The organism is Buchnera aphidicola (Aphis craccivora) (genome assembly GCF_005082145.1).
GTDB lineage: Bacteria > Pseudomonadota > Gammaproteobacteria > Enterobacterales > Enterobacteriaceae > Buchnera > Buchnera aphidicola_U.
Genome location: NZ_CP034897.1, coordinates 73,596 through 89,417 on the forward strand (window position 1 = coordinate 73,596; position 15,822 = coordinate 89,417).

Below are 15,822 nucleotides of genomic sequence, written 5' to 3' on the forward strand. Positions count from 1 at the left end.
ATAAGAAAATTAGAGTCAATCTTTTTTTTTAAAACATTATTTGTTTGTTGTAATTTTAATCATTATGATTAAATAATTATCTATATTTATTACATACAAAATGTATTTTAAAACTTTGTATAAAATTTTTAAAATATTTCAAGGAATATATGAAAGTTAAAACTCGTTTCGCACCTAGTCCTACTGGGAATTTGCATATTGGAAGCATTCGTACAGCTTTGTATTCTTGGTTATTTGCTCGTCGTCATAATGGCAAGTTTGTACTCCGTATAGAAGATACTGATTTTGAACGGTCTAATTCGTCATCAGTTCAATCTATTTTTCAAGGTTTAAAATGGTTGGGATTAAATTGGGACGAAGGTCCTTATTTTCAAACTGAAAGATTAAAACGCTATAAAGAAGTAATTGAAATTATGTTAAAAACAGGAAATGCATATAAGTGTTATTGTTCACCAAAAGAAATAGAAGAAGAACGTTCTAAACAAATTTCTGAAGGAAAAAAACCACGTTATACTGGAGTTTGTAGAAACTTAAAAACCCAATATAATATTAATAAGCAATATACAATACGATTTAAAAATCCTACTTTTGGAAAAGTAACATTTGAAGATAAGATTAGAGGGAAAATTACTTTTAATAATATAGAGTTAGATGATCTTATCATTCAACGTTCAAATGGTATTCCTACTTATAACTTTTGTGTTGTAATTGATGATTTAGATATGAATATTACGCATGTTATTCGTGGAGAAGATCATATTAATAATACACCTCGTCAAATTAATATTTTAAAATCTTTAAAAGCACGAATACCTATTTATGCACATGTTTCTATGATACTAAACGAAAATGGAAAAAAATTTTCTAAGAGAGAAAATGCTGAAAATATTATTGAGTATAATAAAAAAGGGTTTTTACCAGAAGCATTAATTAATTATATAATACGATTAGGCTGGTCTCATGGAAATCAAGAAATTTTTACTATTTCAGAATTAAAAAAGTTATTCAATTTAGATGCTATTAATAAATCTGCAAGTACTTTTAGTATGAAAAAATTATTATGGCTAAATAAATATTATATTAATAATTTACCATTAAGTTATGTTGCTAATCTTTTAAAAGATTATATGAAAAATGAAAATATAAATATAGAAAGCGGACCTAATTTAGAATGTTTATTAAATTTGTACAAAAATCGTTTTCATACTTTGCAAGATATCGCATATTCCTTTAGATTTTTTTATGAAGAATTTAAATTTTTTAATATAAAATCTGATAATAAATATTTGATTCTAAAAAATTTTTATATTTTAAAAGAAATTTACAATAAATTAAAACAGCTTTCTTTTTGGACAATCGAGGTATTATCTAAAGTTATTAATAATCAATCTATAGAATCAAATATTGAGTTAAAAGAAATAAATATATTATTGAGAGTTGTGTTAACAGGAAGTATGCATTCACCAAATATAATTTCTATAATCTTTTTGCTTGGAAAAGAAAAAACTTTATCAAGATTTAAAAAAGCAATAATTTTTATAGAAAAAACAAAAAATAAAAATATTAACTAAATAGTTTATTCAAATATTTTTTATAATATTAAATTGAATACTTTTATTTTAAAAAATTGATTAGTTTTAATATAAAAAGCATTTTATAGAAAAATAAATTGACAGAATTCATGTGTTTTTATATTGTAATAATTTTGGGGCTATAGCTCAGTAGGTAGAGCGTTTGCATGGCATGCAAAATGTCAGCGGTTCAATTCCGCTTAGCTCCAAAAATTTAAATAATTTTCAAATTTTAAATATTTTTTATTAAATAATTTTAATATTTCTTTAAAAAAATCTTTAAAATGCTGTGCAAAATGATTAGCACAGCGTTTTTAATTTAGATCTGTTGACTCATTATTTCTTTGTAAGCTGAAATAATTTTATTTCTAATTTGAATAGCTAATTCTATAGAAATAGAAGATTTTTGCAAATTTATCATTACGTCATTTAAAGAGATAGAAGATGGATTTAATTCAAACTTTTCAATATTTTTTTTTGCATTATTTTGAATATTATTAATTTCTCCTAATGCGTTTTGAAAAAATTGAGTAAAATTATCAGATTCTTTAATATTTTTTTTGTTTTCATCTAAAAAATTAATCTTAGTATAAATATTTTGATTATGAATGTTATCAATAAACATATCTTCCTCTAAATTTTTACTTTTTTTGACTTTTTAATAATATCATATCTTTTATAAAGATTAATATTTTATGTTCTAGGTAATTTATCAGGAATTTTTTTTATTTCAAGTGAAATTTAATTGTTACTCAATTATAGTTAAAATTATTTACTAGATTAGGAAGATGTTATGAATTTTAGTGCTATAGAAGAATCAATTTCAGAAGAGAAAAACAAATTTAGTAATTTTTTATCTTATTTTTTTAAAAATGCACGTGTTTTAATAATTTTATTAGCGCTTGCGGTGATTACTACGATTTCAATTTCTGTCTGGAGAAAATCTTCTGATTATCAAATTTTATATAATAACCTGTCTATTGAAGATAGTGAATTTATTATTGATTACTTAAACCAGATGAAAATTCCTTATCAGTTTTCTGAAAACTCTAAAAAATTATTAGTTCCAAAAAATCAGATTTACGATCTACGCTTACACTTTTCAGAAAAAAATTTACCTCGTAGTGGAGTAGGTTTTGAAATTTTGGATAAAGAAAAATTTGGTATTAGTCAGTTTAATGAACAAATTAACTATCAACGAGCTTTAGAAGGTGAATTAGCTCGTACTATAGAAAGAATTAATGTTGTAAAAAATGCAAGAATACATATAGCAATTCCAAAATCTTCTTTATTTTTACAAGATAAAAAAAAACCATCAGCTTCAGTTATTTTAAGTTTAAAATCTGGAACGGCATTAAATTCAAACCAAACAAATGCTATATTACATTTAATTTCTAATAGTATATCTGATTTATCCGTAGATAATATAACTATAGTTGATGAATTTGGTAAGCTATTAAATGATACTTCATTAGAATCAAATCAAATAAATGATGTAAAATTAAGATATTCTGAACAAATTGAATCAAGATATGCTAATAAAATTCAAAGTATTTTAGAACCATTATTTGGTGTTGGCAACGTACATGCTCAAGTAACCGCACAAATTGATTTTAATTCTCAAGAAAAAACACGAGAAAAATATGAACCTAACACAAATTATGAAGATCAATCAATTCGTTCTCATCAAACTAGCATTAATGATAAGATAAAAAGTAAAAAAGACAACGATGAAAATCATTATTCTCTTCGAAATAATTTACCCAATAGTAACTATAATAAAGCTAAAAAATCTGATACTGTAAAAAATCATAAACCATTTAAAGGTAGCTTTATAAATTCCAATTCTACTATTAATCATGATGATACAATTAATTATGAATTAAATCATACTTTATCACATATCAAAATGAATGTTGGAGAAGTTAAAAGATTATCTGCTGCAGTAGTTGTAAATTTTATTCAAAATAAAACTGGAAAAGCAGTTCCTTTAAATTCAAAACAAATAAAAAATATTAAAAATTTAGTCTGTGAATCAATAGGTTATTCTAAAATCAGAGGTGATAGCGTACATGTAATCAATGAGCCTTTTGCTGCGTATGACAATAAAAATACTTTTACTAAATTTAATAATTTTAATCAACCTAATATTTTTAATACTTTTTCAATTTTAATACCATGGTGCATTTTAGCTTTATTTCTTTTATATTTTCTAAAAAAATATATTTTTTCTTTTTCAAAAAATACTTTTAAAAATAAAAGATTAGATAAAAGAAATATAAAAAAAGAAATTGTAAACTCTAACGAAAATGAATCAGCAAATAATGTTAAGACAAAAGTTTTCAAAAACTTAAATACAGAAAATACAGATAATTTAGTTCATCAAATTTGTAATATATCTAATCAAAATCCACGTGTTATAGCGTCGATTATTCGTCAATGGATGAGTGATAAAAAATGACTTTAAATGGTATCGAGAAAAGTGCTCTTTTATTAATGTCAATAGGAGCTGATCAAGCATCAGAAGTATTAAAATATTTAACTCCTTTTGAAATTCAAGAATTAGTTACGTCTATGGTTAATATTAATCAGTTTTCCAATACAACATTAAATCAAGTATTAACTGAATGTTATAATCTTTTTATGAAAAATAATAATTTAGTTTATAACAATAATGATGAATATATATCTGATATGTTAATCAAAGCACTAGGCGATAAAAAAGCCAATGTTTTGTTAAATGACGCGTTAGAAACAAGAAACATTAAAATGTCTATTGAATCTCTCAATCTAATGAAACCTGATAAATTAGCTGATTTATTAGAAAAACAGCATTCTCAAATTATTACAACAATACTAGTATATTTAAATAAAAATCAAGCAGCTCAAGTTTTGTCTTATTTAAGCAAAGAAAAACGTATTGAAGTTATAATGAAAATTTCTGTTTTTAATGGGCTTGAAGAAACCAAATTTATTGAATTAAAAGATATTATTAACGATTTCCTAAAAAAGAAAAAGTTCACTTTTTCAGATAAGGGAGGTATAAAAACTGTTGCTAAAATTTTATCTTCTATGAATATAGAAAATGAAAAAGATTTACTTAAAAAGATTAAATTTTTTAATAAAGAATTATTTAATAAAATTATTAAAGAATTATTTTTATTTGAAAATATATTAAGTGTTGATGATAGCATTATTAAATGTTTAGTAAACCATTTAGAGGAAGAAAAACTATATATTGCACTTCAAGGTACTAGTGACATTATTAGAAATAAATTTTTTCGTAATATGGATAAAGAAAAATCAACAAGATTATTACTTTGTTTAAAGGAAAAATCTTATGTTTCTGAAATAGCTATAGAAAATGAACAAAAACTAATTTTAATGATGATTAAAAATATTTTAGATTATGGTATGTTTTCATTAGAAAATTTAGGAAAGTATTATGTCTAATTTAGATTTAAAAAAAGAATGGAAAAAATGGAATCCAGAAAAAATTTTTTTAAATAATTCAAAAAAAAATTACGATTTTTTTCGAGATATAGAAATATTAAAAGAAACAGATTTTTCTACTTTAAAAAAAAATAAATTAACGAATGAATTTAAACAATTAGATAAAATCAAAAAAAAATCTTTTAATAATGAATTAGATTATTTAAAATTAAAAAACAATCTTGAAGAAAAAGAAAATGAATATACTTTATTAAATCATAAATTGCGAGATTTATGTTCAAATTTTGAATCTGCAATTTCTTTATTTGAAGAAACATTATTTTCACGTTTACTAAAAACAGTTTTAATAGTTGCTTCGTATATTGTTGGGGAAAAATTTTTAATTAATGAATCAATTTTATTAAAAAAAATAAAAAAAATTATTAAAAGTGATAATTTTTTTTTAAAAAAACCACAATTAGTTATTCATCCCAATAACAAAAAAATATTAGAAAAACTTTTAAAACAATCTAAAAACAATAAATGGGAATTAATTTGTAATAAAACCATTGATCCTAATAGTTTTAAAATTCACTCTGAACAGAGTGATATAGATGCTACTATCTATGCTAGATGGAAAGAAGTATATCGTATTATTCTTGAAGAAGAGGGGCATTAATGAAATTAAAATGTTCTAAATTATTTAATAAAATTACTTCTTTTGAAAATAAAATAGATAATCTTTCTGATATTATTATATATGGTCACGTCATTAGTATAAACGGTTTGGTATTAGAAGTGATAGGTTTAAAAGCTCCTATTGGAGCTGAGTGTATTATTGAAAGAATTATAGATGGTAAAGTATTAAATATTTCAGCTGAAGTTATGAGATTTAATAAAGAAAAAACGTTATTATTTTCTTTTGAAGAAACTTATGGTATTTTACCTGGTGCTAAAGTTTTTTTAAAAACATTTAAAAATTTAGATATATTTATTAAAAAAGTTCCATTAGGAACAAGTTTATTAGGAAGAGTATTGAATTCTAAAGGACATGCATTAGACGGACTTCCCGAGTTAGATTCAAAGTGTTTTTCTGTAATTGAAAAAAAGCATATTAACCCATTAAGTAGAAAACCAATTAATGAAATATTAGATACAGGGATATGTGCTATAAATGGATTGATAACTATTGGAAGAGGACAAAGAATAGGAATTTTTTCAAGTTCAGGAATTGGTAAAAGTATTCTTCTTGGCATGATGGCAAAATATACAAAAGCAGATGTAGTAGTAATAGGATTAATTGGAGAAAGAGGAAGAGAAGTAAAGGATTTTATTGAAAATGTATTAGGACCAGATGGACTATTAAAATCTGTAGTAATTGCTGCACCAGCAGACACTTCCCCTTTATTACAAATTGAAGCTGCGTCATATGCTACAAGCATAGCTGAATATTTTCGAGATCAAGATAAAAATGTTTTGTTGATTATGGATTCTTTAACTCGTTATGCAATGGCTCAAAGAGAAGTTGCATTATCTTTAGGTGAATTACCAGTTTCTAGAGGATATCCATCTTCTGTATTTTCTAAAATTCCTATTTTAGTAGAACGTTCAGGAAATACAGATAAAAAAGGATCTATTACTTCGTTTTATACAGTTCTAACTGAAAATGATGAAGATCAAGATCCTGTTTCACAAATTTGTCGTTCTATACTTGATGGTCATATTGTATTATCTCGATATTATGCTGATTTAGGACATTATCCTGCTATTGATATTGAGTCTTCTATTAGTCGTGTAATGCCAGAAATTATCACTAAAGAACAATATTTAAAAGCTTGCTATTTTAAAAAATTAGTAGCTTCTTATCAAAGAAATAAAGATTTAATTAATATTGGAGCTTACGTTAAAGGTAATGACTTGGTTTTAGATGAAGCTATTAATAAATGGAAAAATTTAGAAAAGTTTTTACAACAAAAACCATCAGAAAAAATCGATTATTTAGTTTCTTGTGAAAAATTAAATCAAATATTTAATTAAAATTATTCAAATTTTTACATTTATTTATCTTATTTAAAAAATTTAATAGGATATATTATTATGAAATATAAAAAAATTTTTTTTTCTATTTTAGAAAGTATAGAGAATAAAAAAATAGAACAACAAACAATTCATATTCAAAATTTATATAATCAAAAAAAAAACATATTGAACAACTAAAATTATTAATTAATTTTCGAAATGAATATATTGAAAAATTAAATATTAAACTTAAATTAGGAATATCTATTGATCATTGGAAAATATATAATAACTTTATTTTTATGTTATATAGTGCAGTTGAAGAAAATAACAATATTATTAAAAAATATGAAGAAACGATTAAACAAAATATAGATCAATGGTTTATAAATAAGATTAAGTTAAAAACTTGGAATTATTTAAATCAAAAAAACAAAATAACATTTAAAAAACGTCGAATTTTAAAAGAAAATATTGTTAACGATGAATTTTCTCAATTTAAATATATTAAAAAAGGCAGTAATTAATGTTAAGTCATCTCAATAATATTTTATTAAAAAAAAATATTTTATTAAATTCAAATCACAATATTTATTGTGATCTTACTAATTTTAATTTTTATGAATCTATTGTAAATGAATGCAAACAACATTTATTAAATAAAGAAATTAAATTTGATAATACTTCTACAAAACAAAAGAAAAAAAATGATGAAAATATTATATCTACTAATTTTATAGTAAATAATTTATTAAATATTTTAAATAAAAAAAATATGAATAATAGTTTTTATGTAAAAAAAAACGATGGTATAAAAAATCAAAAAAAAAAATTAGATGAAAATATTAAATTAAAATCTTATGCTTATTTAAAAAACAAAGAAAAATTTAATTTAGAAGAAAATAAAAAAAATTATAAAACCAAAAATAATGGAATATTAAAAAACTCAATGGATATTAAAAATAAATGTATTTTATATGGTAATTATAATATAGATAATTTATCGAAAAAATCCTGCAATAAACGTACCTTCAATGAAATCAGTAATTTAAATATTATAAAACGAAAAACAAACTTTATTAAAAATAGTAAAAATTTTATACATTTTAAAAATTGCATAAATAATATATCTAATATGATTTTTTCTAAAAATACACATAAAAATCAATATTCTATTTGTGAAGTAAATTCTTTAAAAAAAACAAATGAAAATAATTTTTCTAAATTAAATAAAAAAACAATGTTTATTTTAAACAAAAAAGAAAATATTCAATGGAAAAAAGCAATTAGTCAACAAGTTTTATTTTCTATTTCTAATAAAGAAAACAAAGCTGAAATTCGTTTACAACCAGAATTTTTAGGTTCAATATATGTAAAAATTCAAATGAAAAATGATCAAGCGAAATTAAAATTTATTTCGGATCATATAGAAATTAAAAATTTTTTAAATAATTGTATTCCATTTTTACGCGATTCTTTAAATAAAAATGGTATTTTTTTAAAAAAAGTCAATATTTCCAACTCTTTTAATTTAGAAAAAAATAAAAATTTATTTATTTCAGAATATAAACCCAAAATCTCTAGCATAATTAAAAATTTTTATAAAAATTTCACACAAAAGAAAGTTATTGATATGTATGTTTAATTTTTATAAAAACATATATTTAAAATTCTAATTATATTTAAAACTTAAAAAACAAGTTTTAATTTAATTTTCACCATTTTTACCTATAAGGTATATAATAAATGGGCAAAAGTAATTATTTTAATATTGTAAATAAAGTTATTAATGGAAAAGAAGAAATACATAATATTTTGAATATAGATGAAATTAAAATATTAGAAACAATAAATGAAAAATTTATAAAGAAAATAATAATATATTTTTCAAATTTTGTTCAAAATCATGTAAAATTGAATTTTTTTTCTATTAAAGCAAACTCTTATACAGATAATGATAGAAATATAAAATATTTATTTTCCAATGAAATAGAAATATTAAATTTAAATAAAAAATCTTATATATTTTTTTCAGATAATTTTTTGTCTGTTTTTATAGATTTGTTATTTGGAGGAAATGGTACCTGTACAGAAAAAATTACCAAACAAAGAAATCTTACATATACAGAAGAAATTATTGCTCAAAAAATATTAAAATTAATTTTTAACGCTTATTGCAAATCTTTTAAAAAATTTTTTTCTATTGATATAAAAGCTTCACATGTAAAAATTTTTGATATTGAAAAAAATCTTTTTATGAAAGAGAATTATATAACTAATTATTTTAGTTTAAGTGTTAATAATGTAGAAATTTTTTTAAGTATTTTATTTCCTCTTTCAATAATGAAGCGCAATTTTCAGAAAACAATTTCTTCAAAAAATAATAAAAAGTCTTTAATAAAAAATATAAATGCTGATAAAAATATTTCTATTATTGATTTATATGATATTAAATTAGATCTTGTTTCTGAATTAATAATATCTTCTAAAATAAAATATAATAGTTTATCTATAGGGGATGTTTTACTGATTGATAGTCCTGATAAAGTAATTGTATCTACGCAAAAAACACCCATTTTTTTAGGTAAATATAAAATTTTTGATGAAAAATTAGTTGTTTTTTTAAATAAATTTATACATAAAAATTTAGATGCAAATAAATGTGAGGAGTTTTTTAATGAATAAATTGAAAAAAAAAGATGATTCTGAAAAAATTAATAATTTTATTCAAAATAATGAAAACGTTCAAAATGAAAAAAAAATGAAAACGTTCAAAATGAAAACGTTCAAAATGAAAACGTTCAAAATGAAAACGTTCAAAATGAAAACGTTCAAAAAGTAAATAACCTTGAAAAAAAAATATCTGTTAGTTCTGAGAAAATAAACAATAAAAAAGAAATAATATTTGATATACCTGTAAATATCACTATAGAATTAGGTAGAACAAAAATTAAAATAAGAGAACTACTAAATTTTTCAAAAGGAAGTATGCTTTTTTTAAACACACAAAAAGAGGAGCCTTTAAAAATTTTTGCTAATGACAAATTAGTTGCGCTTGGTGAAATTGTTATGTCAGAAAACACATATGGTGTGCGAATTATTAATATAAAAAATTCTTTAAATACTATGAATTGATAAATTTGAATTTTATGAAAAATAATATTGAATCACAATTAACATTAAATAATTCCCAATCAGTATTTAATAATATCAATTTTTTTCAAATAGCTAGTTCATTAGGACAAATAATATTATTAATATTAGTTTTAAGTTGGATTATAAAAAAAATTTCATTAAACAAAAATAAAAAAAATTCTTATATAAATATTATAGAAAAAATATCATTAGGATCCAATGAAGCTATTGTCATGATAGAAATAGAAAAGGTAAAATTAATATTAGGTGTAACAAAAACTAATATTACTCATCTGCATACATTAACATCTCAATTAAAAGACGAGTTACCTAGTAAAGAAGAAAAAATTATGTTGCCAAAAAAAAATTGTTACGATTTTTTCAAAAATTTTACTAAAATGTTTTTGAAAAAAACAATGCTTTATAAAACTATTCCATTTTTATTTTTATTATTATTTTCTTCCTTGGTTTATGCTGATATACCCGGACCAACGATTCATAATTTAAATGATGGAACTCAAACTTGGTCGCTACCTATACAAACTTTAGTTTTTTTAACTGCACTTACTTTTCTTCCAGCTTTTCTTTTAATGATGACTAGTTTTACCCGAATTATTATTGTTTTTGGATTACTAAGAAACGCTTTAGGAACTCCATATGCCCCTCCTAATCAAATATTATTAGGTTTAGCGCTTTTTTTAACTTTTTTTATAATGTCTCCAACTTTTGAGAAAGTTTATGAAGAAGCTTATATTCCTTTTAGTAAGGAACAAATCAATATGGACGAAGCTATTTTAAAAGGTTCAATTCCATTGAAAAAATTTATGTTAAATCAAACAAGAATATCTGATTTAGAATTATTTTCGAAAATAGCACATATTTCTTACTATAAAGATAAAAACGACATACCTATGCGAATTTTGTTGCCTTCATTTATTACAAGCGAATTAAAAACAGCTTTTCAAATTGGTTTTACTATCTTCATACCTTTTTTAATTATCGATTTAGTTGTTGCTAGCGTTTTAATGGCTCTTGGCATGATGATGGTTCCTCCTTCAACGATTTCGTTACCTTTTAAATTAATGTTGTTTGTGTTAGTAGATGGATGGCAATTATTAGTAACTTCGCTATCGCAAAGTTTTAATATGTAATTTTTTAATGGGATTTTTTATGACTCCTGAATATGTAATGGTTTTATTTAGTCAAGCTATGAAAGTTGCATTAATGATTGCATCTCCATTATTATTATCTGCTTTAATAAGTGGTTTGATTATTAGTATATTACAAGCTGCTACGCAAGTAAATGAACAAACTCTTTCATTTATTCCTAAAATAATTTCTATTTTAGCTACAATTGCTATATTTGGTCCTTGGATGTTAGGTGTTATGTTAGATTATATGCATAACTTGTTTAATAATATACCAGTAATTATAAAATAATGTTAATATTTAATAATTTACAGTTACTAACGATTATAAGTAGTTTTTTTTGGCCTTTAGTTCGTATTTTAGCATTTTTTTCAACTGCCCCAATTTTTAATGATCAGCATATAAATAAAAAAACTAAAATAGTTTTATCTATATTAATTACTTGGATAGTATTTCCATTTTTACCAAAAATAAATATCGAAATGTTTTCTTTTTCTGGTTTATTACTTTTGCTACAACAAATTTTTATTGGTATTACTTTAGGGTTTACTTGTCAATTTTTGTTTGCTACAATTAATTTTTCAGGAGAACTTATAGGATTGCAAATGGGATTATCATTTGCAACTTTTTTTAATGCGAATAGCAACATTGGTGTTTCTATAATATCTCGTTTATTAAATGTTTTAATGCTTTCTTTATTTTTGTCGGTTAATGCGCATCTTTATTTAATATCTATATTAATTAATACTTTTTATAGTATACCTATTAATGTTGTTTTTTTAAACAGTAATGTTTTTTTAAATTTATTAAAATTTTCTAGTAATATTTTTTTAAATAGTATTATGTTTGTTTTACCAATTATAATATTTTTATTATTATCTAATTTAATAATGAGTATTTTAAATCGTTTATCTCCTCAAATGTCTATTTTTTCTATTGGTTTTCCATTAAATTTATTAATAGGAATAATAGTGTTGTATTATTTAATATCTATTTCTTTTCCTATTTTTAATAATTTATTAAGTCAATTAATTTTATTTTTATCTGATATTTTTTTAAAAGTATAGTTTTTGTAATCTAGTCAGTATTTTAAAATTAGTAAATTATTTATAAAGTATAATTTATGTTAAATTATACTTTAGTTTTATAATAATATTTTTAAATTTTATCTATTTAATTTTTCCTTCGTTATACAACACATGTTTTCGAATAGTTGGATCGTATTTTTTAAGTACGAGTTTATCAGGTGTATTTCTTTTATTTTTAGTAGTAGTATAATAATGTCCTGTTCCTGAAGAAGAAATCATTTTTATTTTTTCTCTATTTTTTTTAGCCATTTTATGCCCTTATTTTTTATTTTTTATTTTTTTTAGAATTGATTCGATTCCATGTTTATCAATACAACGCATTCCATTAGCAGATACACGCAATTTAATAAATCTTTTTTGTTCTGGGATCCAAAAACGATGATTTTGAATATTTGGTAAGAATTTTCTTTTTGTCGCATTTAAAGCATGTGATCTATTATTACCAATCATCCGTTTTTTTCCGGTAACTTGACATATACGAGACATATAAAATTTTTCCTAGAATTAATTTTGTACTATTTTAATTTAAAAAAATTACTAAGTAATATAACAATATAAATTATATATTAATTTAATAATTATGTATTTTGTATTATTTTACTATAAAAAAAAAAGAAAATTAAATAGTTGTTTTATTTAAAGATATAAAATTTTTTATTTAAATTAATATAATATATAGTTTTATATTTTCAAGTACTAATTAATTTTTTAATTTAGGATGATTTATATGAGTATATATCAGAGATATTTATCTAAATCTTTGATTTTTTTTTCTAGTTTAATTTTTTTAATAGTATTTTTATTAGAAAGTAATTTTGGATTTAAATTATTTTTTAATATTACAAATTATTTTTTTTGGGGATTAAAAACAGAAGTAATGTCAGGTAATTGGCGTGATTTTACATTGAAAAACATTACTTATGATTTTTTAGGAACGTCTATTAAAGCTACTAATATTCATATATTAATTGATCCAAAATCTTTATTTAAAGATCATAAAATTTTTAAGAAAATTGAAACAAAAAACTTAATTTTTTCATTTAATAAAAATAATTTATTTTCTTTAAAAACAAAATATTTTCAAAAAAATATATTAAAAAAAAATATTTTTTTTAATAATTATATTGTGTTAAAAAAAATTCATTTTGATAAAATTTTACTAAAATCAAAAAATATAAATATAATTTTATCAAATATTAATAGTGGAGCAAAATTAATTAATAATCATTTTACTGTACTTCGTACTTGTATCGATTTTATTTTTTTAAATTGCAAAAAAGATAATCAACAGTATTTTTTAAATAAACAAAATATTTTTAACAAAAAAAAAATAAATGATTTTTTATATTTTTTTTTAGAGCACAAAAAATTTTCATTTCCAGTAAATATAAATTTAATATCTATACAATGTAAAAAAATTAAATTTTTTCATCAAAAATTTAAAAATATTTTATTTCGAGGTAGTTTTAATAAAAAATTTATATTTAAATTAAAATTTGATGATTTTTTTAAACTTAATTTATATGGAAAAATATTATTAAATAATTTAAATCATCCTATATATATTAACTTATATATTCACCGTCTATCATTACCAATAAAGAAAAATTTAATACTTAATTCAAAAAATTTTAATGTAATTTTAAAAGGAACCGTTAATAATTATTATTTATCATTAAAAAATATTATTAGCATATCAGGTATGCCATCAGTTATTTTAAATATTTTTGGTAATGGAAATTTAAAAAATATTTCTTTAAATCAAATTTATTGTGCTCCATTGCTTAAACATCTTAAGAATAATAAATTAGATAATTTAAAAAAAGAAAATAAAACTCAATATATTTCTAAATTAAAAGGCAATATTAATATATTAAATAATTTTAATAAAGGCATAAATAGTATTAATATTCCGAATTTTAATGTTCAAGCAAATATAATAGATAAAAAATTATTCGTATTAGGCGCTTTGCATTACAATAAAATTAATGGCATAAAAATACCCAAAATAAGTTTTTTCTCCGGAAAAAATCAAGGTTTTTTATCAGGTTCAATATCAAAATTTATTAACGTGAGTTCATCTATTAACGCGAATAATTTAGATTATTTTATACCTAATTTGAAAGGTGTAATTACAGCGACATTAAATATATATGGGTTTTATTTTTCACCTATTATTTCTGCTGTTTTTTTAGGGGAAAAACTAAATTGGAATAATACAATTTATTTAAATAGTATTAAAATGTTTATTAATATGAATACTGAAAAAAATTTTAAAAAAAATATTTCTCTTACTATAAAAAAAATTAAGTTTTTAAAATTTTATTTAGATTATTTAAACATAAAAATGCATTGGAATAATACAAGTCAAAATTTTTCTTTTTATTTAAAAAATAAAAATTTGACTATGAATTTTATTGTAGATGGAAAATTTAATCATAACGCTACAATTTGGAAAGGTTTTTTAAAAAAAGTAAATATTTCGACTTTTAATAAAAAATGGATTATAAATAATAATCCAGTTATGTTTTTATTTAATTATAAAAATATAAAAAAAAATAAAATAAGGCATAAAAATTCTATTACTTATAAAATTTGTGCAGTTAAAAAATTTTTATTTTCATCTATTTTTAATTCATCTATTAATTTGAAAACTAATTTATTTTTTCAAACAAAATTTATATCAAAGAAAAAATACAAACTTTCTAACATAAAAATATTTTTATATGCTCATAATATAAAATTACAAAAAACAATAAAAAGTAAAATTTTTTCTAAAAAAATATCTTTTTTTAAATTATTTGTAAATTTAAAAAAAAATAATCTTATATCTCACTGGATAATATATCCATTAAAAAATAAAAATAAAAAATTATTTGGATTTTTAAATATTTTTGATTTTGTTCATAAACAAAAAATACAAGGTAAATGTTTTTTATTTAATTTTCCTTCTTCGATTTTGAATTTTTTTATTCCGAATTCAACAATGATAGAAGGAATATGTATTGGGAATATAAAATTTTTAGGAACTTTATATCAGCCTAATATATTGGCTGATATTCATTTAAAAAATTTTTATATTAAAAGTAATAAAATACTAAAATATATTGTTTTGTTTTTTTATCCTTCTTTAAATTTAATTAAATATATAAAAATTAATCAATTAATTTTTGTAAAACAAGGAAATCTGTTATTTCAATTGTATTCAACGCCAAAAAATAATATTCTTAATTCTATAGAATGGAATATTTTTTTTAATAGTAATCAAGTTCTTTTTTTTGTGTTTCCAAAAATAAAATTAAATATTTGTTCTCAATTAAATTTGCATTATTTTTTATTTAAATATGATTTAATTGGATATTTAAAATCTTATTTATTTGATTTTAAAATTAATGAAAAAGATTTTATTTTTTAAAAATAGACTAAAA

General features: G+C 20.6%; 16 protein-coding genes, 1 tRNA gene and 1 pseudogene. 15 read left to right on the top strand and 3 right to left on the bottom strand.

Features of this window, described 5'->3' with window-relative positions:
- The first annotated feature begins 149 nt into the window (after window positions 1–149).
- Both gltX and D9V60_RS00360 read left to right on the top strand, forming a co-directional pair.
- Complete coding sequence (gene gltX / locus D9V60_RS00355) at window positions 150–1,571, top strand: glutamate--tRNA ligase (protein ID WP_158360388.1); 1,422 nt, start codon at window positions 150–152, stop codon at window positions 1,569–1,571.
- A gap of 136 nt (window positions 1,572–1,707) precedes the next feature.
- Window positions 1,708–1,780, top strand: a tRNA-Ala gene (locus D9V60_RS00360).
- A 110-nt stretch (window positions 1,781–1,890) separates the two neighbouring features.
- Here the strand turns inward: D9V60_RS00360 and fliE are convergent.
- A complete protein-coding gene (gene fliE / locus D9V60_RS00365) occupies window positions 1,891–2,196 on the bottom strand; it encodes a flagellar hook-basal body complex protein FliE (protein WP_158360389.1) in 306 nt (101 codons plus the stop codon).
- Between the two features lie 168 nt (window positions 2,197–2,364).
- Between fliE and fliF the strand changes: the two genes are divergently transcribed.
- The 12 genes and pseudogenes from fliF to fliR all read left to right on the top strand — a co-directional run bounded on the left by fliF (window position 2,365) and on the right by fliR (window position 12,373).
- Window positions 2,365–4,032 carry a flagellar basal-body MS-ring/collar protein FliF gene (gene fliF / locus D9V60_RS00370; protein ID WP_158360390.1) on the top strand — a complete coding sequence of 556 codons (1,668 nt, stop codon included), beginning with the start codon at window positions 2,365–2,367 and terminating at the stop codon, window positions 4,030–4,032.
- A complete protein-coding gene (locus tag D9V60_RS00375; RefSeq protein ID WP_158360391.1) occupies window positions 4,029–5,024 on the top strand; it encodes a flagellar motor switch protein FliG in 996 nt (331 codons plus the stop codon). The genes fliF and D9V60_RS00375 overlap by 4 nt, the downstream gene beginning before the upstream one ends.
- Entirely contained in the window at window positions 5,017–5,682 is a 666-nt protein-coding gene (locus D9V60_RS00380) for a FliH/SctL family protein (protein ID WP_158360392.1), read from the top strand. Before D9V60_RS00375 ends, D9V60_RS00380 begins: the two co-directional genes overlap by 8 nt.
- Window positions 5,682–7,040 carry a FliI/YscN family ATPase gene (locus tag D9V60_RS00385; protein ID WP_158360393.1) on the top strand — a complete coding sequence of 453 codons (1,359 nt, stop codon included), beginning with the start codon at window positions 5,682–5,684 and terminating at the stop codon, window positions 7,038–7,040. The genes D9V60_RS00380 and D9V60_RS00385 overlap by 1 nt, the downstream gene beginning before the upstream one ends.
- Before the next feature lie 209 nt (window positions 7,041–7,249).
- Window positions 7,250–7,549, top strand: a complete 300-nt coding sequence (locus D9V60_RS00390; protein ID WP_258013349.1) for a flagellar export protein FliJ — start codon at window positions 7,250–7,252, stop codon at window positions 7,547–7,549.
- Complete coding sequence (locus tag D9V60_RS00395; RefSeq protein ID WP_158360395.1) at window positions 7,549–8,667, top strand: flagellar hook-length control protein FliK; 1,119 nt, start codon at window positions 7,549–7,551, stop codon at window positions 8,665–8,667. The genes D9V60_RS00390 and D9V60_RS00395 overlap by 1 nt, the downstream gene beginning before the upstream one ends.
- Before the next feature lie 101 nt (window positions 8,668–8,768).
- On the top strand, window positions 8,769–9,707 hold the full coding sequence (locus D9V60_RS00400; RefSeq protein ID WP_158360396.1) for a flagellar motor switch protein FliM: 939 nt from the start codon (window positions 8,769–8,771) through the stop codon (window positions 9,705–9,707).
- Between the two features lie 270 nt (window positions 9,708–9,977).
- Complete coding sequence (locus D9V60_RS03165; protein WP_410049988.1) at window positions 9,978–10,157, top strand: FliM/FliN family flagellar motor switch protein; 180 nt, start codon at window positions 9,978–9,980, stop codon at window positions 10,155–10,157.
- A 14-nt stretch (window positions 10,158–10,171) separates the two neighbouring features.
- Window positions 10,172–10,528 (top strand): annotated as a pseudogene (gene fliO / locus D9V60_RS03130) (flagellar biosynthetic protein FliO); the annotation flags it as partial.
- A gap of 45 nt (window positions 10,529–10,573) precedes the next feature.
- Window positions 10,574–11,308: a flagellar type III secretion system pore protein FliP gene (gene fliP / locus D9V60_RS03135; RefSeq protein ID WP_258013350.1), complete on the top strand. Its 735-nt coding sequence runs from the start codon at window positions 10,574–10,576 to the stop codon at window positions 11,306–11,308.
- A gap of 19 nt (window positions 11,309–11,327) precedes the next feature.
- On the top strand, window positions 11,328–11,597 hold the full coding sequence (gene fliQ, locus D9V60_RS00415) for a flagellar biosynthesis protein FliQ (protein ID WP_158360398.1): 270 nt from the start codon (window positions 11,328–11,330) through the stop codon (window positions 11,595–11,597).
- Window positions 11,597–12,373, top strand: a complete 777-nt coding sequence (gene fliR, locus D9V60_RS00420; protein WP_158360399.1) for a flagellar biosynthetic protein FliR — start codon at window positions 11,597–11,599, stop codon at window positions 12,371–12,373. Before fliQ ends, fliR begins: the two co-directional genes overlap by 1 nt.
- Before the next feature lie 102 nt (window positions 12,374–12,475).
- Here fliR and rpmG read toward each other — a convergent pair whose 3' ends face one another.
- Together rpmG and rpmB are read right to left on the bottom strand one after the other, a co-directional pair.
- A complete protein-coding gene (gene rpmG / locus D9V60_RS00425) occupies window positions 12,476–12,643 on the bottom strand; it encodes a 50S ribosomal protein L33 (RefSeq protein WP_158360400.1) in 168 nt (55 codons plus the stop codon).
- 9 nt (window positions 12,644–12,652) lie between these two features.
- Entirely contained in the window at window positions 12,653–12,880 is a 228-nt protein-coding gene (gene rpmB / locus D9V60_RS00430; protein WP_158360401.1) for a 50S ribosomal protein L28, read from the bottom strand.
- 241 nt (window positions 12,881–13,121) lie between these two features.
- On the opposite strand from rpmB, the gene D9V60_RS00435 reads away from it, so the two are divergent.
- A complete protein-coding gene (locus tag D9V60_RS00435; RefSeq protein ID WP_158360402.1) occupies window positions 13,122–15,809 on the top strand; it encodes a translocation/assembly module TamB in 2,688 nt (895 codons plus the stop codon).
- The last annotated feature ends 13 nt before the right edge of the window (window positions 15,810–15,822 follow it).